The organism is Curtobacterium sp. LFS079, assembly GCF_047977865.1.
GTDB lineage: Bacteria > Actinomycetota > Actinomycetes > Actinomycetales > Micrococcaceae > Arthrobacter.
The window spans coordinates 66679-91366 of sequence record NZ_JBFPFO010000007.1 but is presented as its reverse complement, the minus strand read 5'-3'; the positions used below and the strand labels follow the sequence as shown (position 1 = coordinate 91366).

Annotated in this window: 23 protein-coding genes and 2 riboswitches; of the genes, 16 read left to right on the top strand and 7 right to left on the bottom strand. The window is 66.5% G+C overall.

Annotated elements, in window-relative coordinates; all coding sequences use genetic code 11:
- Positions 1 to 74: 74 nt before the first annotated feature.
- Genes ACNQPB_RS13225 through ACNQPB_RS13210 form a run of 4 tightly spaced genes read left to right on the top strand, consistent with a single transcriptional unit; the run spans position 75 to position 4420 of the window.
- Complete coding sequence (locus tag ACNQPB_RS13225) at positions 75 to 1355, top strand: sugar ABC transporter substrate-binding protein (RefSeq protein ID WP_498752384.1); 1281 nt, start codon at positions 75 to 77, stop codon at positions 1353 to 1355.
- Positions 1352 to 2290 (top strand): carbohydrate ABC transporter permease, encoded by a 939-nt coding sequence (locus tag ACNQPB_RS13220; protein ID WP_498752382.1) that lies wholly within the window; start codon positions 1352 to 1354, stop codon positions 2288 to 2290. The genes ACNQPB_RS13225 and ACNQPB_RS13220 overlap by 4 nt, the downstream gene beginning before the upstream one ends.
- A gap of 2 nt (positions 2291 to 2292) precedes the next feature.
- Positions 2293 to 3198, top strand: coding sequence for a carbohydrate ABC transporter permease (locus ACNQPB_RS13215; protein WP_498752380.1), 906 nt, complete (start codon positions 2293 to 2295; stop codon positions 3196 to 3198).
- A gap of 31 nt (positions 3199 to 3229) precedes the next feature.
- A complete protein-coding gene (locus ACNQPB_RS13210; RefSeq protein WP_498752378.1) occupies positions 3230 to 4420 on the top strand; it encodes a glycoside hydrolase family 1 protein in 1191 nt (396 codons plus the stop codon).
- A 32-nt stretch (positions 4421 to 4452) separates the two neighbouring features.
- Here the strand turns inward: ACNQPB_RS13210 and ACNQPB_RS13205 are convergent, their stop codons facing one another.
- The gene (locus ACNQPB_RS13205) at positions 4453 to 4623 is read right to left on the bottom strand and encodes a hypothetical protein (RefSeq protein WP_498752376.1); all 171 of its coding nucleotides are present in this window, start codon (positions 4621 to 4623) and stop codon (positions 4453 to 4455) included.
- 14 nt (positions 4624 to 4637) lie between these two features.
- Here ACNQPB_RS13205 and ACNQPB_RS13200 point away from each other — a divergent pair, with 14 nt between their 5' ends.
- Positions 4638 to 4826: a hypothetical protein gene (locus ACNQPB_RS13200; RefSeq protein WP_498752374.1), complete on the top strand. Its 189-nt coding sequence runs from the start codon at positions 4638 to 4640 to the stop codon at positions 4824 to 4826.
- A gap of 82 nt (positions 4827 to 4908) precedes the next feature.
- Here ACNQPB_RS13200 and ACNQPB_RS13195 read toward each other — a convergent pair whose 3' ends face one another.
- The gene (locus ACNQPB_RS13195; protein WP_498752372.1) at positions 4909 to 5169 is read right to left on the bottom strand and encodes a DUF4235 domain-containing protein; all 261 of its coding nucleotides are present in this window, start codon (positions 5167 to 5169) and stop codon (positions 4909 to 4911) included.
- 47 nt (positions 5170 to 5216) lie between these two features.
- Positions 5217 to 5945 (bottom strand): NUDIX hydrolase, encoded by a 729-nt coding sequence (locus ACNQPB_RS13190; RefSeq protein WP_498752370.1) that lies wholly within the window; start codon positions 5943 to 5945, stop codon positions 5217 to 5219.
- A gap of 241 nt (positions 5946 to 6186) precedes the next feature.
- A riboswitch (TPP riboswitch) is annotated at positions 6187 to 6320 on the top strand.
- Positions 6321 to 6382: 62 nt separating this feature from the next.
- Here ACNQPB_RS13190 and ACNQPB_RS13185 point away from each other — a divergent pair.
- From ACNQPB_RS13185 to ACNQPB_RS13160, 6 genes are all read left to right on the top strand, one after another.
- Entirely contained in the window at positions 6383 to 7009 is a 627-nt protein-coding gene (locus tag ACNQPB_RS13185; protein ID WP_498752369.1) for an ECF transporter S component, read from the top strand.
- On the top strand, positions 7009 to 8547 hold the full coding sequence (locus ACNQPB_RS13180) for an ABC transporter ATP-binding protein (RefSeq protein WP_498752367.1): 1539 nt from the start codon (positions 7009 to 7011) through the stop codon (positions 8545 to 8547). The genes ACNQPB_RS13185 and ACNQPB_RS13180 overlap by 1 nt, the downstream gene beginning before the upstream one ends.
- Complete coding sequence (locus ACNQPB_RS13175) at positions 8544 to 9335, top strand: energy-coupling factor transporter transmembrane component T family protein (protein WP_498752365.1); 792 nt, start codon at positions 8544 to 8546, stop codon at positions 9333 to 9335. Before ACNQPB_RS13180 ends, ACNQPB_RS13175 begins: the two co-directional genes overlap by 4 nt.
- Positions 9336 to 9388: 53 nt before the next feature.
- Positions 9389 to 9985, top strand: coding sequence for an RNA polymerase sigma factor (locus ACNQPB_RS13170; protein ID WP_498752363.1), 597 nt, complete (start codon positions 9389 to 9391; stop codon positions 9983 to 9985).
- Positions 9951 to 11039 carry a CU044_5270 family protein gene (locus ACNQPB_RS13165; protein ID WP_498752361.1) on the top strand — a complete coding sequence of 363 codons (1089 nt, stop codon included), beginning with the start codon at positions 9951 to 9953 and terminating at the stop codon, positions 11037 to 11039. The genes ACNQPB_RS13170 and ACNQPB_RS13165 overlap by 35 nt, the downstream gene beginning before the upstream one ends.
- 155 nt (positions 11040 to 11194) lie before the next feature.
- Positions 11195 to 12718: a UDP-N-acetylglucosamine 1-carboxyvinyltransferase gene (locus ACNQPB_RS13160; protein ID WP_498752359.1), complete on the top strand. Its 1524-nt coding sequence runs from the start codon at positions 11195 to 11197 to the stop codon at positions 12716 to 12718.
- 53 nt (positions 12719 to 12771) lie between these two features.
- Here the strand turns inward: ACNQPB_RS13160 and ACNQPB_RS13155 are convergent, their stop codons facing one another.
- Positions 12772 to 13653, bottom strand: a complete 882-nt coding sequence (locus tag ACNQPB_RS13155; protein ID WP_498752357.1) for an endonuclease domain-containing protein — start codon at positions 13651 to 13653, stop codon at positions 12772 to 12774.
- Positions 13654 to 13886: 233 nt separating this feature from the next.
- Here ACNQPB_RS13155 and ACNQPB_RS13150 point away from each other — a divergent pair, with 233 nt between their 5' ends.
- Positions 13887 to 15164, top strand: coding sequence for a glutamate--cysteine ligase 2 (locus ACNQPB_RS13150; RefSeq protein WP_498752355.1), 1278 nt, complete (start codon positions 13887 to 13889; stop codon positions 15162 to 15164).
- Positions 15165 to 15172: 8 nt separating this feature from the next.
- On the opposite strand, the gene ACNQPB_RS13145 is transcribed toward ACNQPB_RS13150, so the two are convergent.
- Genes ACNQPB_RS13145 through ACNQPB_RS13135 form a run of 3 tightly spaced genes read right to left on the bottom strand, consistent with a single transcriptional unit; the run spans position 15173 to position 17055 of the window.
- A complete protein-coding gene (locus ACNQPB_RS13145) occupies positions 15173 to 16381 on the bottom strand; it encodes an O-succinylhomoserine sulfhydrylase (RefSeq protein ID WP_498752353.1) in 1209 nt (402 codons plus the stop codon).
- Positions 16382 to 16792, bottom strand: a complete 411-nt coding sequence (locus tag ACNQPB_RS13140) for a rhodanese-like domain-containing protein (RefSeq protein ID WP_498752351.1) — start codon at positions 16790 to 16792, stop codon at positions 16382 to 16384.
- Positions 16789 to 17055, bottom strand: coding sequence for a DUF1737 domain-containing protein (locus ACNQPB_RS13135; protein ID WP_498752350.1), 267 nt, complete (start codon positions 17053 to 17055; stop codon positions 16789 to 16791). The genes ACNQPB_RS13140 and ACNQPB_RS13135 overlap by 4 nt, the downstream gene beginning before the upstream one ends.
- 10 nt (positions 17056 to 17065) lie before the next feature.
- A riboswitch (SAM riboswitch) is annotated at positions 17066 to 17180 on the bottom strand.
- Between the two features lie 200 nt (positions 17181 to 17380).
- Between ACNQPB_RS13135 and ACNQPB_RS13130 the strand changes: the two genes are divergently transcribed.
- The 4 genes from ACNQPB_RS13130 (at position 17381) to ACNQPB_RS13115 (ending at position 24646) form a co-directional block, all read left to right on the top strand.
- Positions 17381 to 18136 (top strand): GntR family transcriptional regulator, encoded by a 756-nt coding sequence (locus ACNQPB_RS13130; RefSeq protein WP_498752348.1) that lies wholly within the window; start codon positions 17381 to 17383, stop codon positions 18134 to 18136.
- Between the two features lie 173 nt (positions 18137 to 18309).
- A complete protein-coding gene (locus ACNQPB_RS13125) occupies positions 18310 to 20301 on the top strand; it encodes a glycosyltransferase family 2 protein (RefSeq protein WP_498752346.1) in 1992 nt (663 codons plus the stop codon).
- On the top strand, positions 20298 to 23720 hold the full coding sequence (locus ACNQPB_RS13120; protein ID WP_498752344.1) for a hybrid sensor histidine kinase/response regulator: 3423 nt from the start codon (positions 20298 to 20300) through the stop codon (positions 23718 to 23720). The genes ACNQPB_RS13125 and ACNQPB_RS13120 overlap by 4 nt, the downstream gene beginning before the upstream one ends.
- Positions 23717 to 24646, top strand: a complete 930-nt coding sequence (locus ACNQPB_RS13115) for a GGDEF domain-containing response regulator (protein ID WP_498752342.1) — start codon at positions 23717 to 23719, stop codon at positions 24644 to 24646. Before ACNQPB_RS13120 ends, ACNQPB_RS13115 begins: the two co-directional genes overlap by 4 nt.
- Positions 24647 to 24688 lie beyond the last annotated feature (42 nt).

The window sequence follows — 24688 nt, the reverse complement described above, 5'->3', positions numbered from 1 at the left end:
GGGCGGATCGTCGACGTCGAACAGCAGCCCCTCTGCACCTCCCATTCCCCCCAACCCTCCGATAGGAAACGATGATGTTGAAGAAGCGAGCGGCCTTAGCGGTCGGCGTCATGGTCGCGGGTGCGATCGCCTTGACCGCCTGTGGCAGGACGGCCGACACGGGCACCAATCCCAGTCCGGCAGCCGCTATTGGCGGCGGCAAGGCCACCGGGACGATCAAAGTCTGGGCCCAGGGTTCCGAGGCCCAGCAACTTAGCGAGATCATCAAGGGCTTCGAGCGGGAGAACCCCGATGCGAAGGTCGACGTCACGGCGATCCCGTGGAGCGCGGCGCACCAGAAGTACCAGACGGCGATCGCCGGAGGATCGACCCCTGATTTGGCGCAGATGGGCACGACTTGGATGGCCGACTTCGCGTCCGCGTTCGAACCGGTCCCCACCGAGGTGGATACCTCCGGGATGTTCCCTGCCGCCAAGAGCCCGGCCACCATCAAGGGCACGTCGGTTGGTGTCCCTTGGTATGTCGATACCCGCGTCGTCTACTACCGCAAGGACCTTGCCGGGAAGGCTGGCTACACGACACCGCCGGCCACCTGGGACGACTTCAAGGGCATGGCCAAGTCAATGCAGGCCAAGGCCGGGGCGGCCTACGGCATCGCCCTCCCCACCGGCGCTTCCACGGACGACTTCCAGGCGATCCTGCCGTTCGTGTGGTCCAACGGCGCCGAGCTCATGGATCCCGCCGGCACGAAGTGGACGATCGACACGCCAGAGATGGCCAGCGCCCTCGAATACGTCAACAGTTTCTTCACCGAGGGCATCGCCAACAAGAACCCGGACACCGCCACCGGCGCGACCGAGGCAAACTTCGTCAGCGGCAAGACGCCGATGTTCATCGGAGCACCGTCCGAGGTCGGGGCCCTCACCGCGGCCACCGGAGCGTCGTTCAAGGACAAGGTTGGCGTGATGACCTTCCCCAAGCAGAAGACGGGGACGTCGTTCGTGGGCGGATCCGATCTCGCCGTGTTCAAGAACGCCGCCAACCGTGACGGGGCGTGGAAGCTTGTCCAGTATCTCTCCCGGCCCGAGGTGCAGGCGCAGTTCTACAAGCTCACCGGAGACCTTCCCTCCCAGCAGGACGCCTGGAGCCAGGGCGATTTGAAGAGCGACCCATTGCTGCAGACCTTCAAGGCCCAGATGAACGACGCCAAGGCCCCTCCGGCCAACACTAGCTGGACCCAGGTCAACGCGGCCGCGGACAAGGAGCTCGAGAAGATCGTCCGCGGCGGGGTTTCCCCGCAGCAGGCACTGCAGGAGTTGCAGGCCACCGCATCGAATGTAGGCGTCTCGCAATGAGCACGCTGACATCCGCCCCCGCCGGGCCGCGCGCTGCGCGGGCCGGCAGGGGCGGGGCCAACCGGCGGCCCGGGCCTCGCGTCGCGCCTTGGGTGTTCGTCGCACCCTTCCTGGCGATCTTCGCTGTCTTTACACTGCTGCCGATCTTTTCCTCGTTCGCGATGTCCTTCACGGACTTCAGGGCCACCGACGTGCAGAACCCCCTGGGCGTCGACTTCGTCGGGCTGCAGAAGTACCAGTCCCTCTTCACGAACGAGCAGTTCCTGCGCTCGATGCTCACCACGGGCTACTTCGTCCTCGTCGGAATCCCGCTGGCCATCGTCGTCGCCCTGGCACTTGCGGTTGCGCTGAACAACGGGATCAGCCGGCTCCGCACGCTCTACCGGGTGGGCTTCTACATCCCCGTAGTGACCAGCATCGTCGCAGTCTCCACCGGCTGGAAGTTCATCCTCCAGCCTGACGGCCCGCTCAACGCCGCACTACAGCTGATCGGGGTCCAAGGGCCCGATTGGCTCAACAGCACCACCTGGGCAATGCCTGCAATTATCGCCATGGCCGTCTGGCGCAACGCCGGAACCCTCATGATCATCTTCCTCGCCGGACTTCAAGCCGTGCCACAGGAGCTCCAGGAGGCTGCGATGGTGGACGGCGCTGGCGCCTGGCGCCGGTTCTGGTCCATCACCTTGCCCATCCTGCGCCCGACCATCCTGCTCGGCAGTGTCCTGCTCAGCGTGGGATTCCTGCAGTTCTTCGAAGAGGCGTTCGTCATGACCCAGGGCGGTCCGTTGAATTCGACCCTCTCGATCACCTACTTCACCTACAACCAGTTCGGCTTCGGCCAGTACGGGCTGGCCTCGGCGGCCAGTTACGTCCTCTTCGCCTTGATCGCCCTGGTCAGCCTGATTCAATTCCGCACCCTCCGCTCACAGGATTAGCCATGCTCCACGTTGAAGAAGCAGCCCCCGACAGCCTCGGAACGCTGCCCGCACCCGGCCGCCGCGGTGACCGCCCATCTCTGGTGAAAAGGTTCCGGCTGTCACGCCTGGCCGTTCATGCTGTGCTCATGATCTGCCTGGCGGCGACCTTGCTGCCCTTGCTGTGGATGGTCCTGAGTTCATTCAAGAGCCAGGGAGAGATCCTCTCGGATCCCACGGCGTGGCTACCCGTCCACTTCACCCTCGAGAACTACGAGCAGTGGTTCGGGTCGCTGAACATTGGGCAGTACTTCACGAACACGCTCGTCGTTGCCGGCGTCACGGTTGCCGGCAACCTGGTCTTCTGTTCGATGGCCGGATACGCGTTGGCGAAGATGGAATTCAGGGGCCGCCGCCTCGTGTTCACCCTCGTGCTCATCACCCTGATGATCCCAGGGGTCGTGACGTTCATCCCGATGTTCGTCACCGTGAGCAAACTCGGCCTGCTCAACACCTATGCCTCGCTGTTCCTCCCCTTCCTCGCCTCTCCGGTCGGGGTATTCCTCATGCGCCAGTTCATCGCCGGGATCCCCGATTCCCTCATCGACGCGGCCCGCCTCGACGGTGCTGGTGAAGCACGCATTTTCACCAGCATCATCATGCCCCTCTGCCGGGCGCCCTTGGCGACCCTCGCCATCCTGACGTTCCTGTCCTCATGGAATAACTTCCTCTGGCCCCTCGTCGCGGCCCAGGGCCAGAGCACTTACACCCTCCCGATCGCCCTCTCGCTCTTCTCGGTCGGACAGAACGCAACGAACTACGGCCTCCTGCTGGCCGGAGCGACGCTCGTCATCTTGCCCGTCGTCGTCGTCTTCGTCGCCCTGCAGCGCTACTTCACCCAAAGCCTCGTAAGCACCGGCATCAAATAACCCATTACGCCAATCAACAGAAGGACCACGCGTGAACCTGTCCACAGTGACCGAGCCGACCTTTCCGCCCAACTTCCACTGGGGAGCCGCTACCGCCGCGCACCAGATCGAAGGCAACAACATCAACACCGACTGGTGGGTGCGGGAACACGCCGCCGAAACCGAGCTGAAGGAGCCCAGCGGTGACGCCGCAAACAGCTTCGACCGCTACCCCGAGGACATCGCCTTGCTCGCCTCGCTCGGCTTCAACGCTTACCGCTTCAGCATCGAATGGGCCCGCATCGAACCCGAGCAGGGATTCGTTTCCCGCGCCATGCTCCAGCATTACCGGCGGATGATCGACGCGACGCTCGACGCGGGCCTGAAGCCCATGGTGACCCTGCACCACTTCACCAATCCCCGCTGGTTTGCCCAGCGTGGCGGCTGGAGCGAGCCTGACGCTGCCGAGCTCTTCGCACGCTACACCGAAACAGTTCTCCCGCTGCTGGAGGACGTCCCCTGGGTCTGTACCCTTAACGAGCCCAACGGGATGGCGATGATCCGCACGGAGGTGGGTGCCGAGACGGGGACGCCTTCCGCCATCTATTCACCTGATGCCCGGATCACCCAGGTCCTCATCGACGCACACCGACGCTCCCGCGAGGTGCTTAGCCAACTCCCTGACCTTAAGACGGGATGGACGGTCGCCGGCCAAGCCTTCCACGCAGCCCCGGGCTGCGAGGAGGAGATGGCCGCCTACCGGTACCCCCGGGAGGACATCTTCCTCGAGGCGGCACGCGGGGACGACTTCATCGGCGTCCAGGCTTACTTGCGCACCTTCGTCGGCAAAGACGGCGCCCTGCCCGTCCCCGACGGGGCCGAAACCACCCTGATGGGCTGGGAGTACTTCCCGCGAGCCCTCGAGATCTGCGTCCGCCACGCGTGGGAACTCACCGGGCATACTCCGATCTTCGTCACCGAGAACGGGATCGCAACCGACAACGACGCCCGCCGGATCGACTACACCCACGACGCCCTCCAAGGCCTGCACCGCGCCATGTCCGACGGAATCGACGTCCTCGGCTACCTCCACTGGTCAGCCCTCGACAACTACGAATGGGGATCGTACACACCCACATTCGGACTCATCGGCTGGGACAAAGAGACCTTCGAACGGACCCCGAAGCCCAGCGCATCCTGGCTCGGCCGCATCGCGAAGACCGGAGTCCTCCGGCGCGGTTGAGGACCTCCAACCGTCCCCGGGACGTCGCCGAGCTACGACCGTTGCCAGTCGGCGGCGTCCCGGGGACTCGCATTCGCCATCACAACTTCACTGTCAACCACGGACGCCGCGCCCGCCGGCACGGCGCCCGGGGCGACCTTACCAACCCCGCCGCGCGGGCCGTCGTCGAGGCCACCGCTGCCCATCTCGTCCGGGAATCTCACTTATCGCCGACGCCTTGAATCCGGCCACCGTGCTGCTGGGTGGAGGGCTCGGCACAGACCCTCGGTTCCTGGCGATCGCCCAAGGCGCCTTCGAAGCCATCGAATTCACCCCGCCGCGCTTCCGCCCAACGCTGCGGGCCGCTTTCCTGGGCCCGCTCGCCGCCTCCATCGGCGCCGCCGATCTGGCCCAGAACCCGGTCTAAGACTGCGAATCGAGCTTGTTCAGCCCGCGGTGCAATCTACGTGAATCGCCCGGCGTGCCAGAGCGCCACCCGTGGGAACTACCTAGGTAATGTCCGGGGTCTTGGCGAAACGGGTGATGGCGCGCTGCGTGGCGCGGCTGGTCAGCACCTGGATGATGGCAGTGACCGAAGAGGAGACCAGTGCGAAGGCAAGGGCTGAACGCAGGCTGGTTTCCATGTCGTCGTGGCCCTTGGGCGGTTTGTTTCCGGTGGTCTTTTCCCACACGCCGTTGACCAGCTTGGTGGCCACGAATCCTGCGCCCATGCCGATGCCGGCGCCAAGCAGTTTGAAAAAGATGTTCATTCCGGGGCTCCTTGCGGGAGGAAACAGGACCGAACCCCAGCCTAACCCTATTCGGCTGCCGGGGACTGGCGGCGGCGCTCGAAGAAGGCCTTGAGCGCACCCGGTTCCGGGCGAACCGGAGTGATGTCCCGTTCTACGGCGAGGCAGGCTTCCGTGCTGCCGAGCCGGAGCAGTTCCTCCAACAGCACCAGGGTGGGTGGCATCAGCTTGAGGGCGCCCGCGGCCTCGCCGCCAAGGATTCCGCGCACCGGCATCCACAATGACTGCCAGGCCTCGGTGGTCTGGTGCCGGGCCTCGTCCTCCGGCCCGGGTGCAGCCAGGTAGAAGTAGGTGTCGAAGCGCTTAGGCTGGTCCGCCGGGGTGACCCAGTTGGCCCACGGCCGCATCAGGCTTGCGTCCAGCTGCAGTCCCGCCTCTTCCTGGACTTCGCGCAGCGCCGCGGCAAGGACCCGGCCCGCGTTGTGCTCTGCCGTGCCGGGGTCTGCGGCCGCGATGCTGCAGCGGCGCCACACCTGCGCGTGCTGCCGTACGAGCCCGTCCGCGAACTTCCAGCCGCTGCCGTCGACGGCGTCCACCCGGCCGCCGGGGAACACCACCATTCCGGCCGCGAAATCCATGGTGGACACCCGGTGCTGGACGAAGACTTCCGGGCCGTCGGCGCCGTCCCGCAGCAGGATCACGCTCGCCGCCAGCCGCGGCTCGGGCGCGGTGCCGGGCGCTGTACCTGACGCGGTGCCGGGCGCCCCGGTGTTCCCGGGCGAATTGTCTTCCGCCATGGACGCTCCCTGCTCTCCTCGTGACGATTCTGCTGGATCACACCTGCAGTCACTCCACCGTACCCGCACCATTGCAGGCCACGGTGCGGTCAAGCCTCGGTTATCCAGCAGGGTGATCCAGCAGAATGTGCAAGGCCCAGGCACCCCCGCGCCAATGTGACCGTCCGCCCTGCCCCGAAAACGCCCGGAAGGGGCCCGGTAAAGGCCCGGGTGTAAACTGGAGCACGCCCAAAAGGGCAATTGATAACGACAGGGGAGCGCCGCCGTCGGGCTGCAGCAGCAGAACGAAGGAAGGGCGCTGAGAGTGCGGAACACCGCAGACCCTCGAACCTGATCCGGTTAGTACCGGCGCAAGGGAGTCGAGTTCTCAGAGTGACCGGTGGCCGGGAAACAAGGGCCGGGCGACACTTTCCCCTCCTGTTCCTCAGGAGGACACAATGACTGGTATTTCTTCGACGCCGGCTTCCAGTAAGACCGGCTACACCTGGCGCGTGGTGGACATCGTGGTGGCGGCACTGATCGCCGTCGCGGGCGGCGTGATCTTCTGGGCCTGGGACCAGGGCGCCAACCTGCTCGCCCCGGTCTTCGTCTACCCGCCTTCCAGCGGCCTCTACGCCGGCGGCTGGATGATTCCGGCCGTGCTTGGCATGCTCATCATCCGCAAGCCGGGCGCGGCGCTCTTCTGCGAAACCGTTGCCGCCACCGGCGAGCTGATCATGGGCTCGCAGTACGGCACCACCGTGCTGATCTCCGGCGTGCTCCAGGGCCTCGGCGCCGAGCTGGTGTTCGCGGCACTCATATACAAGAAGTTCAACCTGCCCGCATCGCTGCTGGCGGGTGCTGGCGCAGGCTTGTTCTGCGGCCTGAACGACTCCTTCATGCCGTGGGGCTGGAACATCGCGTACGAGGCCGGCGACAAGCTCGCCTACATCGTGTTCTGCGCGATCTCCGGTGCCGTGATCGCGGGCGGCCTCTCCTGGATCGCCACCCGCGGCCTGGCCAAGACCGGTGTGCTCAGCTCCTTCGCGTCCCGGAAGGCCGCCACGGAGCCCGTCTTCTCCTGATGCCGTCCAGTGAAGCCGGCGTCCGCGCCGCTGCCGTTTCCGCACGCGGCTGGGGCTGGCGGCACGCCGGCCGCACCGCCCAGGCCGTCCATGGCCTTGACCTGGACATCGCACCGGGTGAGCGGGTGCTGCTGCTGGGCCCGTCGGGCGCCGGCAAGTCCACGCTGCTCCACGCCCTTGCGGGGGTACTGGGCGGCGAGGACGACGCCGACGAAACCGGCTCGCTGCTGATCGACGGCGCCCGGCCGCAGGACAGCCGCGGCCGGGCCGGACTCATGCAGCAGGACCCGGAGACCCAGGTGGTCCTCTCGCGCCTCGGTGACGACGTCGCCTTCGGCGCCGAGAACCTGGCCGTGCCGCCCGGCGACATCTGGGCGCGCGTGCACGAGGCACTCGACGACGTCGGGCTGGCCGGCTTCGCGATCGACCACCCGACGTCGGCCCTCTCCGGAGGGCAGAAGCAGCGCCTGGCGCTCGCCGGCATCCTGGCGATGCGCCCCGGGCTGATCCTGCTGGACGAACCGACGGCGAACCTGGACCCGGCCGGGGTACTGGAGGTGCGGGACGCCGTCGGGCGCTGCTTGAACAAGACCGGTGCCACGCTGGTGGTGGTGGAGCACCGGGTGTCCGTGTGGAAGGATCTGGTGGACCGGATCGTGGTGCTGCAGCCCGGAAGCTCCTCCGAGCCCGCGGTGCTGCTGGACGGCCCGCCGGACGCCGTGCTGGAACAGGCCCGCGACATGCTGGCCGCCGCCGGCGTCTGGGTCCCGGGGTATGTGCCGGCCACCCGGGCACGGACGGAAAAAGGGGCACACGGGGACGCCGGCGGGCTCCTCCTCAGCGCGGAGGACCTTGCTGTTTCCCGGGAGCGCCCGCGCCGCCGCGGCTTCAAGACCATTCCGCCCGTCCCGGCGCAGTCCGGCCTCAATGCCGACGTAGTCGCCGGCCAGGCACTCACCATCACCGGACCCAACGGCGCGGGCAAGTCCACCTTCGCGCTGACCCTCGCCGGGCTGCTGGCGCCGGTGGCCGGGAAGGTGGGCGCCGGCGTCGCGCTTTCCAACGGCGCCGGAAGCGACCCCTACACGTGGAAGGCGCAGCAGCTGATTTCGCGGATCGGGACCGTGTTCCAGGAGCCGGAGCACCAGTTCGTCACGGGCCGGGTGCTGGATGAGCTCATGTTCGGGCCGCGGCATCTGGGGCACGGGGAGGAACGTGTCGATGAACTGCTTGAGCGCCTGCGCCTGACGCACCTGGTGGACGCCAACCCCTACACGCTCTCCGGCGGCGAGAAGCGCAGGCTGTCCGTGGCCACGGTGCTGGCGGCGAGCCCCAAGGTGTTGGTGCTGGACGAGCCGACCTTCGGCCAGGACGCCAACACCTGGGCCGAACTCGCGTCCTTCCTGTCCGAACTGCTCGACGCCGGAACCGCCGTTGTCTCCGTGACCCATGACCAGGAATTCAGTGCGGTGCTGGGCGGCACCGAAATGCGGCTCGACTCCGCAGCTGCGGCCTATACGGAGGCGGGTGCGGCATGAGGGAGGTCATGAGCCTGCACGGCAACCACGCCCTCCTCACCCGGGCCAACCCGCTGGTGAAGTTCATGGCCGTCTTTGCGATCACCCTGGTGCTGGCGCTGTCCATCGACTGGGTCTCCGCGTCCACCGCCCTGCTCGCGGAGTTCGCCCTGTTCCCGCTGGTCGGCCTGACCCTGCGGCTCTTGTGGCAACGCGGCTGGCCGCTCATCCTCGCGGCGGCCCTGGGCGGCTGGAGCACCGCGATCCTGTCGGCGGACAGCGGAAGGACACTGCTCGACGTCGGCATCTGGTCCATCAGCGAAGGCTCTCTTCAGCTGGGGCTTGGGTTCATGCTGCGCGGGCTGGCGATCGCCCTGCCGGCGGTCCTGCTGATGAGCTGCACCGACCCGACCGACCTCGCCGACGCCCTGGCGCAGAAAGCGAAGCTGCCGCACCGCTTCGTGCTGGGGACCCTGGCGGCGATGCGCCTGGTAGGGCTCATGGCCGAGGAATGGCAAACCATCGGGATGGCCCGCAGGGCCCGCGGGGTTGGTTCGCACGGCAGTCCCTTGCAACGGCTGCGCGCCACCCTCGGCCAGAGCTTCGGCCTGCTGGTCCAGGCCGTGCGCCGGGCCTCGCGGCTGGCGGTAACCATGGAAGCCCGGGGCTTCGGCGGCTCCGCCCGGACGTGGGCCCGGCAATCGACGTACTCGCTGCTGGACGTGTGGGTGCTGCTGGGCGGGGTGCTCATCTCCGCCGCGGCTGTGCTGGCGGCCGTTGCGGCCGGCACCTGGAACTTCGTGTTCTAAGGGGCAGACTGAGTTTCCGTGAACCTTTTCTGCGGCACCGGGCAATACAAGGTGTGAACACAGACAGAGACATCATCAGGCGCTCGCGGGACAGCCCCGCCGAGTTCGCCGTGCTCTACGACAGGCACGCCCCGGTCATCTACCGCTATGCGGCCCGGCGCGCGGGTGATTTCGTGGCCGACGACGTCACCTCGGAGACTTTCCTTGTCGCCTTTGAGTGCCTGGCTTCCTTCGACGAGCGTTGGGAAGACGCGCGGCCGTGGCTGTTCGGCATCGCCACCAACCTGCTGCGCCGGCACCACCGCGCCGAGGCCCGCTTGCTGAAAGCAATGGCACGCTCCGCACCGCGTGAAGCCGGGGTGGACAGCACCGATGGCGTGGCGGCGCAGGTGGATGCCTCGGCTGCCATGGCCAAACTGGCCAAGCGCCTCAAGGCCATGCCGGCGATCGACCGCGAAACCCTTCTTCTCTACGCCTGGGCGGACCTTGGTTATGAGGGCATCGCCGGCGCCATGGGCGTCCCCGTCGGGACCGTGCGTTCGCGACTGAACCGCGCCCGGCGCATCCTCCGCAGCGGCCTGGGGCCGGAAATACTTGACGAAACGGACAACGAAAATGGACGACTTGCAGCTGCTCCGCGAAATGCGTAGCGACGTTGGAACCCCGCCATCGGCAACCTTGGCGCGGGGCCGGAAGAAACTCCTTCAGAAGATTGACACGGAGGCCCGGTTCGGGAGCGGTTTTGGGGGCGCTCCCGGCGGCGTGGCAGTGCCCGACGGCGGTACGCGCCGGCGGCGGACCGTGATCCGGCGCGTTGTCCTCGCCTCGGCGGCCGCGGCGGTGTTGGTTGGCGGGATTGTGGTTGCCGATGTTGTGGCTCCAGTGGGAAGGCCGGGTGCCAGCGCTGAGGCAGCGGAAGTGCTCAACAAGGCGGCGGACGCGGCGATCAGAACTTCGGATCCGGTGGTGAAGCCGGGGCAGTATTTGAAGGTGGACACGAAGGCGGTTTACGCCTCCTTCACTCGCAGGGCTGACGGGACTGACGTGGCCTGGTTGGAAACGCAGGATGGCCAGGTCTATGTGCCGGCGGACAGGTCCGGCGAATGGGTTTGGAACCGCGAGCCTCAGGTGCCTACTACTTTCTTCGGCAAGGAAGCAAAAGCCGAGTTCCAGAGGCAGGAGGCTTCAAAGAGCCAACAGGCCAATGATGGTCCCAAGTTTGAGGGCATCATCCGGGGGAAGGGAGGCTCCTTCTACGGCAGCCCTCAGCAGATTCTCGGAATGCCACTTCCGGAAGCGATCAAGACGCTGCCGCGTGATCCGCGCAAACTGCTGGACCTGATTTTCGAAACGAACAAGGATAAGGGACCTTCGCCGGAAAGCGAGGCGCTGACAACCATCGCCGACGCGCTTCGCTTCGGAGCCATTCCCGCCGATTTGCGCGCAGCAATGTACAAGGCGGCAGCGTTGATCCCTGGCGTGGTGGTGGCGGACAAGCAAGCCGCGCTTGATGGCCGAAAGGGAGTGGCGCTGGGTGTCTATTGGGCCGACGGCAAGCTTCGGCAGGACATCATCGTAGATCCGGCAACCGGTCTGATGATTGGTGAGCGTGAGGTGGCCCTTGTGGCGACGGACGGGATCCCGGCCAACACTGCGTTCGGGTGGACTTCCATAAGAACCTCCGTGGTGGACTCGGCACCCTAGCCGCCGCCCCAGCAGCACCGCAGGCCCTGGGCACCGCGTGCGTCCGGGGTCTGCCGCCGTCGGCGCATATCGCACGAAGTGACTATCGACACGCCGCAGCGGTCAGGATCATCAAAACTCCAAACCATGTAGATCATCTGTGATATTTTTTGGTTATGACTCAGCCGACCGCCGAAAATGTTGGTGCTCTTCTCCGCGACGCCCGTGGAGAAAAGGGATGGACCCAGGGCCAGCTCGCATCAGAGCTTGGCACCAGCCAGAGCGCCGTTGCCCGCATGGAACAGGGCAAGCAGAACCTCAGCCTGAAAATGATCGAGCGGCTCGAAGCGATCTTCGGTCGCAGCATCGTCAAGGTCGGCAAACCGCAGATGACCCACCTGAGGGTAGAGGGCGGACGCACACTGTCCGGCGCCGTCGACGTCAACAGCAGCAAGAACGCCGGCGTCGCCCTCCTGTGCGCCAGCCTCATCAACCGCGGCACCACCACGCTGCGCCGCCTCGCGCGGATCGAGGAAGTCAACCGGATCGTCGAGGTCCTCACGTCCATCGGCGTCGAGTGCACCTGGCTCAACGGCAACGATCTTCGCATCCGCCGGCCCGAGGTCCTGGACCTGGGATCCATGGACGTGGACGCCGCGCGGCGCACCCGCAGCGTCATCATGCTGCTCGGCCCGCTGCTCGATGAGGCCACCGAATACAAGCTGCCCTACGCCGGCGGCTGCGATCTCGGCACCCGTACCGTGGAACCGCACATGCAGGCGCTGCGCCAGTTCGGCCTGTCGGTGGAAGCGACCTCCGGTTTCTACGTGGTCCAGGCACCGCCCGCCGACGAGCACGACCGCTCCTTCGTCCTCACCGAGCGCGGCGACACCGTCACCGAAAATGCCATCATGGCCGCCGCCCACCGCTGCGGCACCACCGTGATCCGCAACGCCAGCCCCAACTACATGGTCCAGGACCTCTGCTTCTACCTGCAGGGACTGGGCGTGATGATCGAGGGCATCGGGACCACCACCTTGCGGATCACCGGCCGCCCGGGGGTCGACGTCGACATCGAGTACTACCCCTCCGAGGACCCGATCGAAGCGATGAGCCTCATCACCGCGGGCATCGTGACCAACTCCGAGGTGACCATCCGCCGCGTGCCGATCGAGTTCATGGAAATCGAGCTGGCCACGCTGGAGCAGATGGGCCAGGAACTGGACGTCTCCGGCGAGTACTTCGCACGCAACGGCCGCACCCGCCTGGTGGATGTCACCACCAAGCCCTCCGTGCTGCGGGCGCCGGAAGACAAGATCCACCCGATGCCGTTCCCGGGCCTGAACATCGACAACCTGCCCTTCTTCGCCGTGATCGCGGGCAACGCCGAGGGCCAGACGATGATCCACGACTGGGTCTACGAAAACCGGGCAATCTACCTGACCGAACTCAACCGCCTGGGCGCCCAGGTGCAACTGCTGGACCCGCACCGGATCTACGTCAACGGCCCCACCAAATGGCGTGCGGCGGAGATCGGCTGCCCGCCGGCCCTGCGTCCCGCTGCCTGCCTGCTCCTGGCGATGCTCGCGGCCCGCGGCACCTCCGAACTGCGCAACATCTATGTGATCGAGCGCGGCTACGAGGACCTGGCCGAGCGGCTGAACACCGTCGGCGCCAGGATCGAGTACTTCCAGGACTGAGCCGGGCGCACATTCTGCTGGATCACCCAGGCGTTTCTTGGGCTGGCGCGGGATCATGCGGCGTCCTGCCACCGGGGCGGGGTGTGATCCAGCAGAATGTGTTCACAGGCCAGCCCCGTGCCCCGGCCGCGCCGCAGCATTCCGTGGATTTCCGCGAGGACCTGGCCCGGGGTGTTCCAAAGGTGTTCCGGGGCATAGCTCAGCGTGCCGTAGCCAAGCAGTTGTGCTGCGTTCAGCCGGGCCATGTCCCGCCGCCAGTCCTCCCGGGAGCTGTGGAACTGGTAGCCATTGACCTCCACGATGAGCCGGCCGTCGACCAGGAAGTCCACCCTGCCCACGCCCTCGATTCTGACCTGGCGTTGGAAGTCCAGACCCGCCGACTCGAACAGCAGCCGGGCACTGATCTCCGGTACGGATTCCGAAATTCCGTCCGCCTTGGCCAGGCGCTTCCGCGCGCTGCCGTAGAAGTCGGCAGACAATTCGCTTGCCAGCATCGACCGCGGGATGCCGAAAGTTTTCATCGCTGACTGCGCCACCGCGATTGCATCCACCTCTTGCAGGCAGGTTAAGGCGTGGATGACCGTGTCCTCCACGGAAGCGACGGGAACCGTTTCCGGCAAGGGGAACCGTGTGTACCCGTGACGGATGAACCCACTTCCCCGGCAGTGCCGTGTGGCGAGATGCAGACGGGTGGGCTTGTCCTTGAGCCAAAGTCCGTAGCGAAGCGCAGCACTCGCACAGGTAATACGCCCATTATTGAGAATGGCCTTGACGTAATCGGGGTCCGCGGCCGGAAGCGCCCACACACCCTTTCTTGGTTGACTGGCCCCCGCTGCGGCAAGCCGGCGGATCGCTGCCGGGGAGTGGCCGTTCGAGCGGAGCAGGCCAACACGTGCCACCCCGCCGAGCGAAACCAGATATTCGAGCGCGTCCATGACTCCAGCTAGCCACCGATTCGGCCTCCGTGCGCGGGGGAAAGTGCCGTATGTGGACGAAGCCGGGAACTTTCTGCTTGATCACCCAGGGACCGGCCTGGTCCGGAGCCCGGAAACATGCGGCCTCGCCGGTATCGACGGGGTGTGATCCAGCAGAATGGGTCCATGGAGCAGCCCGGCAGACCCCAAAGCCCGCTGTTCCGGCCCCCGGCCCCTTAGCGCACAATTGTTCTGTGCGCACTTTCGGTGTGGAAGAGGAGTTGCTGATCGTCGATCCTGCGAGCGGCGAGCCGCTCGCCCTTGCCGACGCGCTCCTCGCCGGGACCGGTGCGGCCGACACGGCCGACGCCGCCGATGCCGAAGCCGCCGAAACCCGCGCTCCCGGGATCACAGATGCCGACGACACCCCGGCCGCCCCGGGGCCGCGCACCGGACTCAGCCACGAACTCAAGCTCGAACAGATCGAAACCCAGACCCATCCCTGCCGCAGCTACGCCGAGCTCCTGCGTCAGATCCGCCGCGGCCGGACCATGGCCAGTGACGCCGCCCGCAGCCACGGGGCGCGGATCGCGGCCCTCGCCACTTCACCCGTCGATTCGGCCACCCACACCACCCCGGACCCGCGCTACGCCATCATGCTGGAGCGTTTCGGCATCACGGCCCATGAGCAACTGACCTGCGGTTTCCACGTGCACACTTCCATCAATTCACCGGAGGAAGGCGTGCTGGCGCTGGACCATATCCGGGACAAGCTCGCCGTGCTCACCGCTATCAGCGCCAACTCCCCGTATTGGCGCGGACTGGCCACAGGCTTCGAAAGCTACCGGACCCAGGCCTGGAACCGCTGGCCCTCGTCGGGTCCGTCGGCCGTGTTCGGCTCGTTGGCGAGCTACCGCCGCGTGGTGCGCCGGCTGATCGACACCGGGGTCCTCCTGGACGAAGGCATGATCTACTTCGATGCCAGGCTTTCGCGCAACAACCCCACGGTGGAGGTCCGGGTGGCAGACGTCTGCCTGCGGTCCGAGGACGCCGCGCTGATTGCGGTGCTGGTGCGGGCCCTCGTGGAGACGGCGGTCCGGGAGTCCGAGGCGGGAATCGAGCCGTCTTCCGTGCCTACGGCATTGCTCCGCATGGCATCGTGGCAGGCGAGCAACTTCGGCCTGCGCAGCGAGCTCCTGGACTTCGGTGCGTTCCGGCCCGCACCCGCGGCCGACGTCGTCTGGTCGCTCGTGGAGTACCTGGAACCCGTGCTCACCGAGCAGGGTGAGTTCGACCTCGCCCAGGCAGGCGTCACGGAGATACTGCAGCGCGGGAACGGCGCCACCGAGCAACGCCGCATCGCGAGCGAACAAAACGACAACGACGGCGGCCGCCCGGACCCCGCCGCGCTGGCCGCCGTCGTACGCCATGCTGTCCGGGAGACGATGCCGGAAGGTGCACCGGAGTCCGACACCAAGTCCCTGCCGGTGCTCACCTGGGTGCGGCAGGACTGGCGCGGAGCCGATACCTAAACCGGTATCTAGACCTGCTTTAGTGCCTGTTCGAGGTCCCGGATGAGGTCGTCCACGTCCTCGAGGCCCACGGAAAGCCGCACCACGCCGTCGCTCAGGCCGATGGCCGCACGGCCTTCCGGCCCCATGGCGCGGTGCGTCGTGGTGGCTGGGTGGGTGATGAGGGACTTGGAGTCGCCCAGGTTGTTCGAAATATCAATCACGGAGAGGCCGTCCAGCAGCGCGAACGCGGCGTCCTTGGCCGAGCGCCCGCCGGAGGGCAGCAGTTCGAAGGTCAGTACGGTGCCGCCGGCCTTCATCTGCTTCGTTGCGAGCTCGTACTGCGGGTGCGATTTCAGCAGTGGGTACTTGACCCAGTTGATGGCCGGCTGCTCTTCAAGCCATTCTGCGATCTTCAAAGCAGAGGAAGAGGAGTGGTTTACGCGCAGCCCGATCGTCTCCAGGCCCTTGGTCAGCACCCAGGCGTTGAACGCGGAGAGCGAGGGGCCGGTGTGCCGCATCAGCTGCTTGACCGGGCCGTCGATGAATTCCTTGGTGCCCAGGATGGCTCCGCCCAGCACGCGGCCCTGGCCGTCGATGTGCTTGGTGCCCGAGTAGACGATCACGTCCGCGCCGAGCTCGCCGCAGCGCTGCAGCAGGGGAGTGGCGAAGACATTGTCGACGACGACGGTCGCGCCGGCCGCGTGGGCCAGCTCGCTGACCGCGGCGATGTCCACGATCTCCTGCATCGGGTTGGAGGGGGACTCGAAGAAGACGGCGGTGGTCGGCTCGGAGAGGGCGGCACGCCACTGCTCCAGGTCCGGTCCGTCGACGAACACGGTCTCCACGCCCCAGCGCGGCAGGATCTCATTGAGGATCACGAAGCAGGAACCGAACAGGGATCGGGCTGCCACCACACGGTCACCGGCAGCCAGCAACGCACCCAGGGCAGTGAACACGGCGGACATGCCGGACGCCGTCGCGAAGCACGCCTCGGTGCCCTCAAGCAGGCGAAGGCGTTCCTGGAAGGTGGCCACGGAGGGGTTGCCGTAGCGGGAGTAGACGAAGCGCTCGTCCTCGCCGGTGAAGGCGCGCTCGGCGGCGGCCGCGGACTCGTACACGAAGCCGGAGTTCAGGAAGACGGCCTCGGACGTTTCCTGGAAATTGCTGCGGTCAAGGCCACCGCGGACGGCCTGGGTGTCGGGGCTCCAGCTGGCGGCGTCGGGATTGAAAGTCACTTAGATGTTCCCCAGGTTCGTAGGCAGTCCGCGGTTCTTCCAGCCGTTCACGGTGCGTTCTCCGTAGCGGTCGGGCTCCCCTTCGAAGCCTTCCAGCACGTTGTAGGCCGTGAAGCCGGCCTGCGTTGCGGCGATCGCGGCTGAGATGGAGCGCTGGCCCGAGCGGCAGATGAAGATGAGCTCGACGTCGCTGTCCTCGGGGGCCTGCTGCTTGAGCTCCTCGACGAAGTTGCCGTTCGGGACCCCGCCGGCGAAGTTCCACTGGATGAACAGGGGATCATTGTCCGTGGCCTTGGTGTCCGGGATGCCGATGTGCGCCCACTCGCCTTCGGTGCGCACGTCCACCAGGATGGCGCCTTCTTCGAGTTTGGCCCAGGCGTCCTGCGGGCTCAGGTCTCCGGCGTAGCTCATGCGTGTCCCTCGAATGCTTCCTCGTCGTCGTAGCCTTCGAGCTCGTCGACGGCGGAGGCCACCGCGGCGTCCGCGCTCGCGACGGCGGCGGGCAGGATCACGGCCTGCGCCACGATCACGTCGGTGCCGTTGAAGGTCGCAGCCGGGTTGCCGTGCAGCACGTAGCCTTCGGCGAGGGCAGCGGAAATCCGCTCGCAGAACTCGCGGGTGTCGGGGCCAGTGATGAGGCGGTAGGAGAGTTTGTCTTCGATTGGTTCAGGCATTGGTGCTCCTCAGTCACGCTTGCAGTTCGAAAAGTGTCGATACGCCGAGTAGTCACCTGAGGCACCCCGCCGGGAGAGAGGGTTGCCGACCAGCAAGTCAGGGCTGAACGCTGGTGCTCATTACTCACTAAGAAAAATAACACCGGCGACGACGGCCCGCAGTCCGGCCGCCGTCATGTTCCGTAATCGGGCGCGCTGGGCCGCTCCGCTTAGGTATACAACCCGGGCCGGATGGAGTGTTGAAGCGCTTCCAATTCACGTGGAGTTCATCTTCGGGCCGGGTTTCCCGGCAGCCCGGGAAACCGCGACTTGTATCATCAGCGGTGTGGACAACATCGTGAGCCTCCCGTTGCACCAACGCCTGAGCGAGGAATTCCGGGAGAGGATCCGCAGCGGCGTGTGGGCTGCCGGTTCGCAGTTGCCCAGCGAGGCGGAGCTTTGCCGGGAATTCGGCACCTCCCGCGGCCCGGTGCGCCAAGCCCTGGCGGCGTTGCGTGCCGAGGGAGCAGTCACCGGCGGCCGGGGCAAACCTCCGATGGTCCGCGGCGAGGTGCACTCCCAGTCCTTTTCGACTTTCATGTCCTTCACCGAATGGGCCCACTCGATCGGCCGCGTTCCCGGCCAGCAGACACTCGAAGTCGCGCGCCGGGTTGCCGGGAGCGAAGCGGCGCGGGAGCTCGGGCTGGAACCCGGGGACGCCGTCGTCGAAGTCCTGCGGCTCCGGACCCTGGACGGGTTGCCGGCCATGATCGAACGCACGTCCTTCATCCTCGAGGTGGGGCGGCTGCTGTTCGACTTCGATCCGGACGCAGGGTCAATCTTCGCCCACCTGAAGGAACTCGGAGTCGACCTCAGCCGCGCCCGCCACACCATTGACGCCGTGGCCGCGGATGAGGAGGATGCCCGGCTCCTGGAGCGCAAACCCGGCGTTCCGCTGCTGCGGGAACGGCGGTTGTCGCTGTCCGCCGACGGCAGGAAGCTTGAGTATTCAGACGACCGCTACCTGCCCGAACTGACGAACTTCACCGTGGACAACAGCGTCCAGCGGCGCACCGCCCTGGTACGGGTACACACGGCCTAGCCGCATCAGGGGCCGACGGCGGCGTTTTCCGCCTCCGTCACGCTCCGTAACGGGACTGGAACACGCTGTCGGGCGTCCTCCCGGGATGCCCGTGAACGCTGTACCCTGCGCTGGCACAATGGCATAATTTCTTAGATCAGGTCTGCACTGCCGAATCCAGCTGGGGGAATCGCATGCACGCTCTCGAAAACCTGCGCGCGGGTACCGATCGTCCGACAGGCAGGGACACACCAAGGGAAACTTCGGCGTACAACAAAGCCGGAATCGCCGGGTGGGCGGCGCAGCTTGGCCTGCCCGCGCCGGAGGCGCCACGGTCCCGCAGGATGGCACACATCGGCGGCATCAGCGCGATCGCCGCCCTCGTCCTCTATTTGGCCTGGCGCATCGGGTTCACCCTGCCCACGAGCGGAGCGAACGTCGCCATTGCGTGGGTGTTGGTGGTCTTCGAAGCCCTGCCGCTCGCCGGAATTGTCCTGAAGACCATCACCATCTGGAACATCGACAGTGCCGCGCCGGAAGCTCCGAAACAGGGTGACAAGCTGAGGACCGCGGTCCTCATCCCCACGTACAACGAGCCTGTCGAGGTGCTCTCGCCCACGGTTGCGGCGGCCTGCGCCCTGCAGCCCGCCCACGAGACATGGGTACTGGACGACGGCGACCGCCCGTGGGTGGTCGAAATGTGCCGCTCCTTCGGTGCCAGGTACCTGAGCCGGCCCAGCCACGAGCACGCCAAGGCCGGAAACATGAACCACGCCCTGGAATTGATGGCCCGGGAGGAGGCGGCCGGAGGCGAACCCATTGACATCATCGCCGTCCTGGACTGCGACCACGTTCCGCTTCCCAGTTTCCTCACGGCCACGCTCGGATGGTTCAACGACGAGGAGATCGCCCTCGTGCAGGGGCCGCAGGCTTTCTACAACTCCGGAGCCTTCGACGACGACGGCATTGCCGGTGAACAGGGCCTCTTCTTCAACGTCCTGATGCCGGCCCGCAACGTCGCAGGGGCGGGACCGTTCTGGTGCGGCTCGACGTCCCTGCTCCGTGTGAAGGCGCTCCGCGAGGTCGGCGGCGTGGCCACCGAGACCATCACCGAGGACCTCCATACCACCCTCAAGCTCATCCGCCGCGGCTGGAAAACCGCCTACCACCACCAGACCCTTGCGGTGGGACTGGCGCCTGCGACGGCCGAGCAGTACCTGCTGCAACGCCGACGCTGGGGCATGGGCGCCATGCAGATCCTGGCCTACGAGAAGCTTTGGGCGGCCAAGAGGTGGATGTCCTGGCGCAACTTCCACGAATACCTGAACGGAACCCTCTGGTGGCTGGAGGGGCTCGTTACCCTGATGGCGTTCTTCGTTCCCTTGTTCATCCTGTTTTCCGGGGCGCAGACGACAACCGCCGGACCCATTGAATTCACCATCGCGTTCCTTGCGATGTTCTTCATCCGCCTTTGGGGAATCAAGAGGCTCCTGCGGCATCAGATCCACTGGCCGACGGCGTTCGCGCTGCGGATCTTCAGGATCCCGATCGGCCTTGCCTGCTTGTTGTGGTTGCTGTCCCGCAAGAGCCTCGAATTCCAGGTCACACCGAAGGGGGCTTCCAACGAGCGCAACCGGGGCCGCGTGCCAGGGATGATCTACGTCATGATCGCCGTCGTTATCCTGGCCCTCGCATACGCGGCGGCCGGAGTCCAGGGCTGGGTCCCGTGGGCCTCGAGTCCCGGTTCCACCGTCGCGTCAGGCCTCTGGCTTGCCGTAGCCGGCGCCGTACTGCTGCTGGGGGCACTGCGCATCCGGGCGAGCGAGTATGCGACCTCCAGGCGGGAAGCGTACAGGTTCAGCGTCCAGGTGCCGGTGACAGTGGCAGGCTGCCGCGGTGAACTGGTCGATATCTCGATGGGCGGGGCGGCCGTGCGGGTCGTGTCCGGCGACCTGGCGGGGTCAGGTCCGGTCCAGCTCAGGCTTCCCGGCGCTGCGCCCCTTACCCTGCACATCGTGCGGGCGTGGACGACGCCGGACGGTGCAAGGATGGTCTCACTCCGCGACCTCCGGGGCGAATGGGCGATTTACAACGCAATTGCGCTGTGGCTGTTCCATACCCCGCCCGGCGCCGTTCCCGGGCTTCCCGCCGGCGTTCCCGCTGCCGCCCTGCGGGGCGCGCCATGAAAATCCGCAGGCCCTGGCTATGGTGGAGCCTGATTTCCGCGGTTACGGTTCCACTCCTTGCCTTGTGGTTCTGGCAGCACCCGGCGACTCCCGGTTCCCAGACCCTGGGCGATGTCGCGATCCTCTGCTGTGCGCTCGCGGCGGCCGCAAGCTGCGCTTTGGCCGCCCGCCGGAAAAAGGAAGACGCCAGGGCGTGGTGGTTCATGGCGACGGCGGCCCTTGTCTGGTCCGCGGGACAGGCACTGTGGACTTCTTACGGCATCACCCTGGACCACGCGTATCCGTTCCCTTCACCCGCCGACGCCCTCTTCCTCCTGTACGCAGTGCCCGCGGCGATCGGGCTCTTCGCTTTTCCCCGTCCGATGACCGGCGTGCCGGGGCTGCGCAGCGTGTTGGACGCCGCTGTCATCGCCAGCTCCACGCTCTTCATCAGTTGGGCGTCCGTCTTGGGACCGATCTACCAGGGAGAAGGACAGGACATCGTCGCGTGGCTCACCACCATGGGCTATCCGGTCGTCGACGTCGCCCTCGCCTCACTGGTGCTCGTGCTCACCATGCGCCGCTCACGGCGTGAACGGCTGCAATGGGAGTGCCTGGGGTGCGGGGTGGTGGTCCTCGCCGTTACGGACAGCATCTACGTGAGGCTGACCGCGGAAGGCATCACCGGATCGACCGGAACCCTGCTGGCGGTCGGCTGGATGTGCGCCTTCTTGTTGATCGGCCTTGCTCCCTTGATTCCGCATTCGAAAGGTGCCCGCAAGGAACCGCTGTGGAACTCGCTGGGCCTTGAGATGCTGCCCTATGTTCCCGCCGTCGGCGCGGTGCTGGCAGCCCCGACCCGGCTCAGGGAAGAAGGCGATCCGGTCCTGCTGGTCACCGGGCTCTGTGTTTTCATCCTGGTGGTGCTCCGGCAGTTCTTCATCATCTACCAGAACGTCACCCTCACCCGGCACCTCGAGGCCAAGGTCGCCGCGCGCACCGCGGAGCTCGAAGGCCTCGGCGCAATCGTGAACTCCTCTGCCGACGCGATTGTGGGCAAGACGCCCGAGGGCATCATCACGAGCTGGAATCCGGCTGCGGAGCGCCTGTACGGATACCATGCCGCCGAGGCCATCGGCCGGCACGCGGACTTCATCATCCCGGTGCATCTCCGGCTGCGGGAAGATGCCATCCTTGCCGACGTCGCGGCCACCGGGACAACCCACACCTATGAAACCGAGCGGGTGCGCGGCAATGGTCTGCTGGTGCCCGTATCCCTGACAGTGTCACCCATCAGCAGTGCCGATGGGATCCACGGCGTGGCCACCATCGCCCGGGACATCAGCGAGCGGCTGCGGAACGAGGCCGAACTGATCGCGGCCCGGGTATCCGCGGAGGAAGCCAGCCGCCTGAAGTCGGAGTTCCTGGCGACGATGAGCCACGAGATCCGCACCCCGATGAACGGTGTCATCGGCCTGACGGGAGTGCTGCTCGACACCGAACTGGACGAACGCCAGCGGCAGTACGCCAACGGCGTGCGCGTCGCGGCCGACTCGTTGCTGTCGCTGATCAACGACATCCTGGATTTTTCCAAGCTCGAAGCCGGAAAGGTGGAGCTCGACCCCGAACCGTTCGATCCCCGGCTTCTCGTGGAGGAAATCGCGGGCCTCCTGGCCGAATCGGCAAGGGAAAAGGACCTGGAGCTCATGGCCTATTGCCGCCCGGAAGTTCCGGTCTCCCTGCTTGGCGACGCCGGTCGGATCCGCCAGGTCCTCCTCAACCTGGCGTCGAACGCGGTGAAGTTCACCGAAGCCGGAGAGGTTGCAATCAGGGTGGGCGTCGTGGACGGGAGCGCGGACGTTGCCACGGTCCGTTTTGAAGTCCGCGACACCGGAATCGGCATCGACGCGGCAGACCATGAGCGGCTTTTTGAGCCGTTCCTGCAGGCGGATGCGTCCACCACGCGCAAGTACGGCGGGACGGGCCTGGGCCTGGCGATCTGCCGCAGGCTCACCGAAGCCATGGGCGGCGAAATCGGCCTGACGAGCACCCCGGGCAGCGGCAGTACGTTTTGGATCAGCGTTCCTTTGCCGGTGACGGATCCGACGACGCTGCCGGCCCAGCCTCCCTACGGCCAGACTGAAGGGTTGCGCGTGCTGGTCGTGGACGACAATGCGAGCAACAGGATGATCCTCGAAGCGCAACTGGCCGGCTGGAAAATGCAGGCTGACGCCGTCGGGGGTGCACGGCATGCGCTGAAACGGGCGCGTTATGAAGCCGAGGCCGGCCATCCCTACGACCTTGCTGTGCTGGACATGTGCATGCCGGAAATGGACGGGCTTGAGCTTGCCCGCCTGCTGAGTGCCGACGAGGCGTTGAAGTCCATGAAGCTCATCCTGCTCACTTCCACGATGCAGGTGGACCGGCAGGAACTGAAGAAGGCGGGAATCAGGGAATGGCTCACCAAGCCCGTCCGCAGTTCGGAGTTCTACGACCGGCTGATACGCCTCATCGCCGGGCCCGTAGTACCTGCCGCGGCGGCCCCCGCACCGTCCGCGATTCGCGGGGAGGGCCACGGCCCCCAAGGCCTCGTGCTGGTGGTCGAGGACAACGAGGTCAACAAGCTTGTGGCCCGCAGCATCGTGGCCAAGCTCGGCTACGGGGTGGAGGTTGTTTCCGACGGCGCCGAAGCCGTGGCCGCGACTGACTCAAAGCACTATGACGCCGTGCTGATGGACTGCCACATGCCCGTCCTGGACGGCTTCGAAGCCACCCGGATCATCCGGGCCAGGACCCCCGAGGGACCCAGGATTCCGATCATTGCCATGACTGCCGGGGCCATGGACGAGGACCGGGAGCGCTGCCTCGCCGCGGGCATGGACGACTACCTTTCCAAGCCCGTCGACGAGGGGAAGCTGCGCTCCGTGCTGGCCCGGTGGATAACCCGCAAAGCGTCCGACGGCGGTCCCGCGGCGGACAAGGCCGCCGCTGCCCGGGCGGAAACCGGGTCCGTTCCTGGGCCGGAAAGCGGGACGGAAACGGGGACGGAACCCGCCGGCGTCGACGGGATGCTCCTTCCTGACCTCGCCGGTCCCGTCCTCGATCCGGCCAGGTTGGCGACGCTGCGTTCCCTTGGACCGGCCGACGGCCGGGGACTGCTTCCTGCCGCGGCCCAGGCGTTCAAGGGCGAGATCCTGCCTTCCCTCGAGGGGCTCCGGGCTGCCGCTGCCCACGGCGGCGATGCCCTGGGCAGGGCGGCCCACAGGCTGAAGGGTGCAGCCGCGAACATCGGCGCGACGCGTGCTGCCGGGCTGTGCCTGCAACTGGAGCACGTGGAATCAGGCTCATCGGGCGCCGGACTGGAAACCATCGAGCTTCTGGAAGCCGAGCTCGCCCTTGTGGCGGAGGCCTTGGACGAGGCGTTGTTCACCTCGCCATGAGAGTCCTGGTTGCAGATGACGACTTTGGCTCGCGGTTGGTTGCACAGGCTGCCGTCGAGCAATCCGGCCACGAGTGCATCGCGGCTGCGGACGGCGCCGCCGCTTGGGAGCTGTACCAGCGCCACCGTCCGCAGGCGGTAGTGAGCGACCTCGAGATGCCGGGGATGGACGGGCTGGAACTCTGCCGTGCCATCCGGGCGGCGGAAACGGATTCCTACACCTACCTGGTCCTGGTCACCTCGCACGGCTCGAAGGACGCGGTGGTGGCAGGCATGAACGCCGGCGCGGACGACTACATGACCAAGCCGCTGGATCCTTTCACCCTGCACACCCGGCTGCTCGTGGCCGAGCGGGTCACCTCACTGCACGCCGACCTTGCCCGCTACCGTGCGGCCCTGGCCGAGCAGGCCCGCACGGACCCGCTGACCAAGCTGCGGAACCGGCTGACCTTGGCCGCAGACCTGGAACAGCTGCGCAAAACCTCGGAACACGGCGGTGAGCAGTTCAGCGTGGTCTTGTGCGATGTCGACTATTTCAAGCGGTACAACGATCTTTACGGCCACCAGGCAGGGGACGCCGCGCTGCGGGCCGTTGCCGACGCCCTGGCGCAGCAGGTAAGGCAGAGCGACGGCGTGTACCGCTTCGGGGGCGAAGAGTTCCTCATCATCCTGCCCCGGCAGTCTCCCTCCGGCGCCCGGGCCTTCATGACCCGGGCATTTGAGGCGGTGCGGGAACTGGAGATAGCGCACTCCGGAAATCCGCCCGGCGTCCTCACCTTGAGCGGCGGCATAGCGGCCTGCACGGACAGCCACCGGGTCAGCGTCGACACACTGCTGCACGAAGCTGATCTTGCCCTGTACGCGGCCAAGGCTGCCGGGCGGAACCGGGTGATGGTTTCACGTCCCCACTTGGCCAGCTTGGCATAGCACTTCTCTAGCCCCGCCGAGGCAATGCTGGCGGGGCACGGC

Bases quoted from the DNA above. Each gene is read 5' to 3' on its own strand.
- ACNQPB_RS13185 (WP_498752369.1), top strand. From the start codon at position 6,383: ATGACTGGTATTTCTTCGACGCCGGCTTCCAGTAAGACCGGCTACACC.
- ACNQPB_RS13120 (WP_498752344.1), top strand. From the start codon at position 20,298: ATGAAAATCCGCAGGCCCTGGCTATGGTGGAGCCTGATTTCCGCGGTT.
- ACNQPB_RS13115 (WP_498752342.1), top strand. From the start codon at position 23,717: ATGAGAGTCCTGGTTGCAGATGACGACTTTGGCTCGCGGTTGGTTGCA.
- ACNQPB_RS13190 (WP_498752370.1), bottom strand. From the start codon at position 5,945: ATGGCGGAAGACAATTCGCCCGGGAACACCGGGGCGCCCGGCACCGCG.
- ACNQPB_RS13140 (WP_498752351.1), bottom strand. From the start codon at position 16,792: ATGAGCTACGCCGGAGACCTGAGCCCGCAGGACGCCTGGGCCAAACTC.
- ACNQPB_RS13155 (WP_498752357.1), bottom strand. From the start codon at position 13,653: ATGGACGCGCTCGAATATCTGGTTTCGCTCGGCGGGGTGGCACGTGTT.
- ACNQPB_RS13195 (WP_498752372.1), bottom strand. From the start codon at position 5,169: ATGAACATCTTTTTCAAACTGCTTGGCGCCGGCATCGGCATGGGCGCA.
- ACNQPB_RS13220 (WP_498752382.1), top strand. From the start codon at position 1,352: ATGAGCACGCTGACATCCGCCCCCGCCGGGCCGCGCGCTGCGCGGGCC.
- ACNQPB_RS13160 (WP_498752359.1), top strand. From the start codon at position 11,195: ATGACTCAGCCGACCGCCGAAAATGTTGGTGCTCTTCTCCGCGACGCC.
- ACNQPB_RS13135 (WP_498752350.1), bottom strand. From the start codon at position 17,055: ATGCCTGAACCAATCGAAGACAAACTCTCCTACCGCCTCATCACTGGC.
- ACNQPB_RS13175 (WP_498752365.1), top strand. From the start codon at position 8,544: ATGAGGGAGGTCATGAGCCTGCACGGCAACCACGCCCTCCTCACCCGG.
- ACNQPB_RS13165 (WP_498752361.1), top strand. From the start codon at position 9,951: ATGGACGACTTGCAGCTGCTCCGCGAAATGCGTAGCGACGTTGGAACC.
- ACNQPB_RS13125 (WP_498752346.1), top strand. From the start codon at position 18,310: ATGCACGCTCTCGAAAACCTGCGCGCGGGTACCGATCGTCCGACAGGC.
- ACNQPB_RS13215 (WP_498752380.1), top strand. From the start codon at position 2,293: ATGCTCCACGTTGAAGAAGCAGCCCCCGACAGCCTCGGAACGCTGCCC.
- ACNQPB_RS13180 (WP_498752367.1), top strand. From the start codon at position 7,009: ATGCCGTCCAGTGAAGCCGGCGTCCGCGCCGCTGCCGTTTCCGCACGC.
- ACNQPB_RS13225 (WP_498752384.1), top strand. From the start codon at position 75: ATGTTGAAGAAGCGAGCGGCCTTAGCGGTCGGCGTCATGGTCGCGGGT.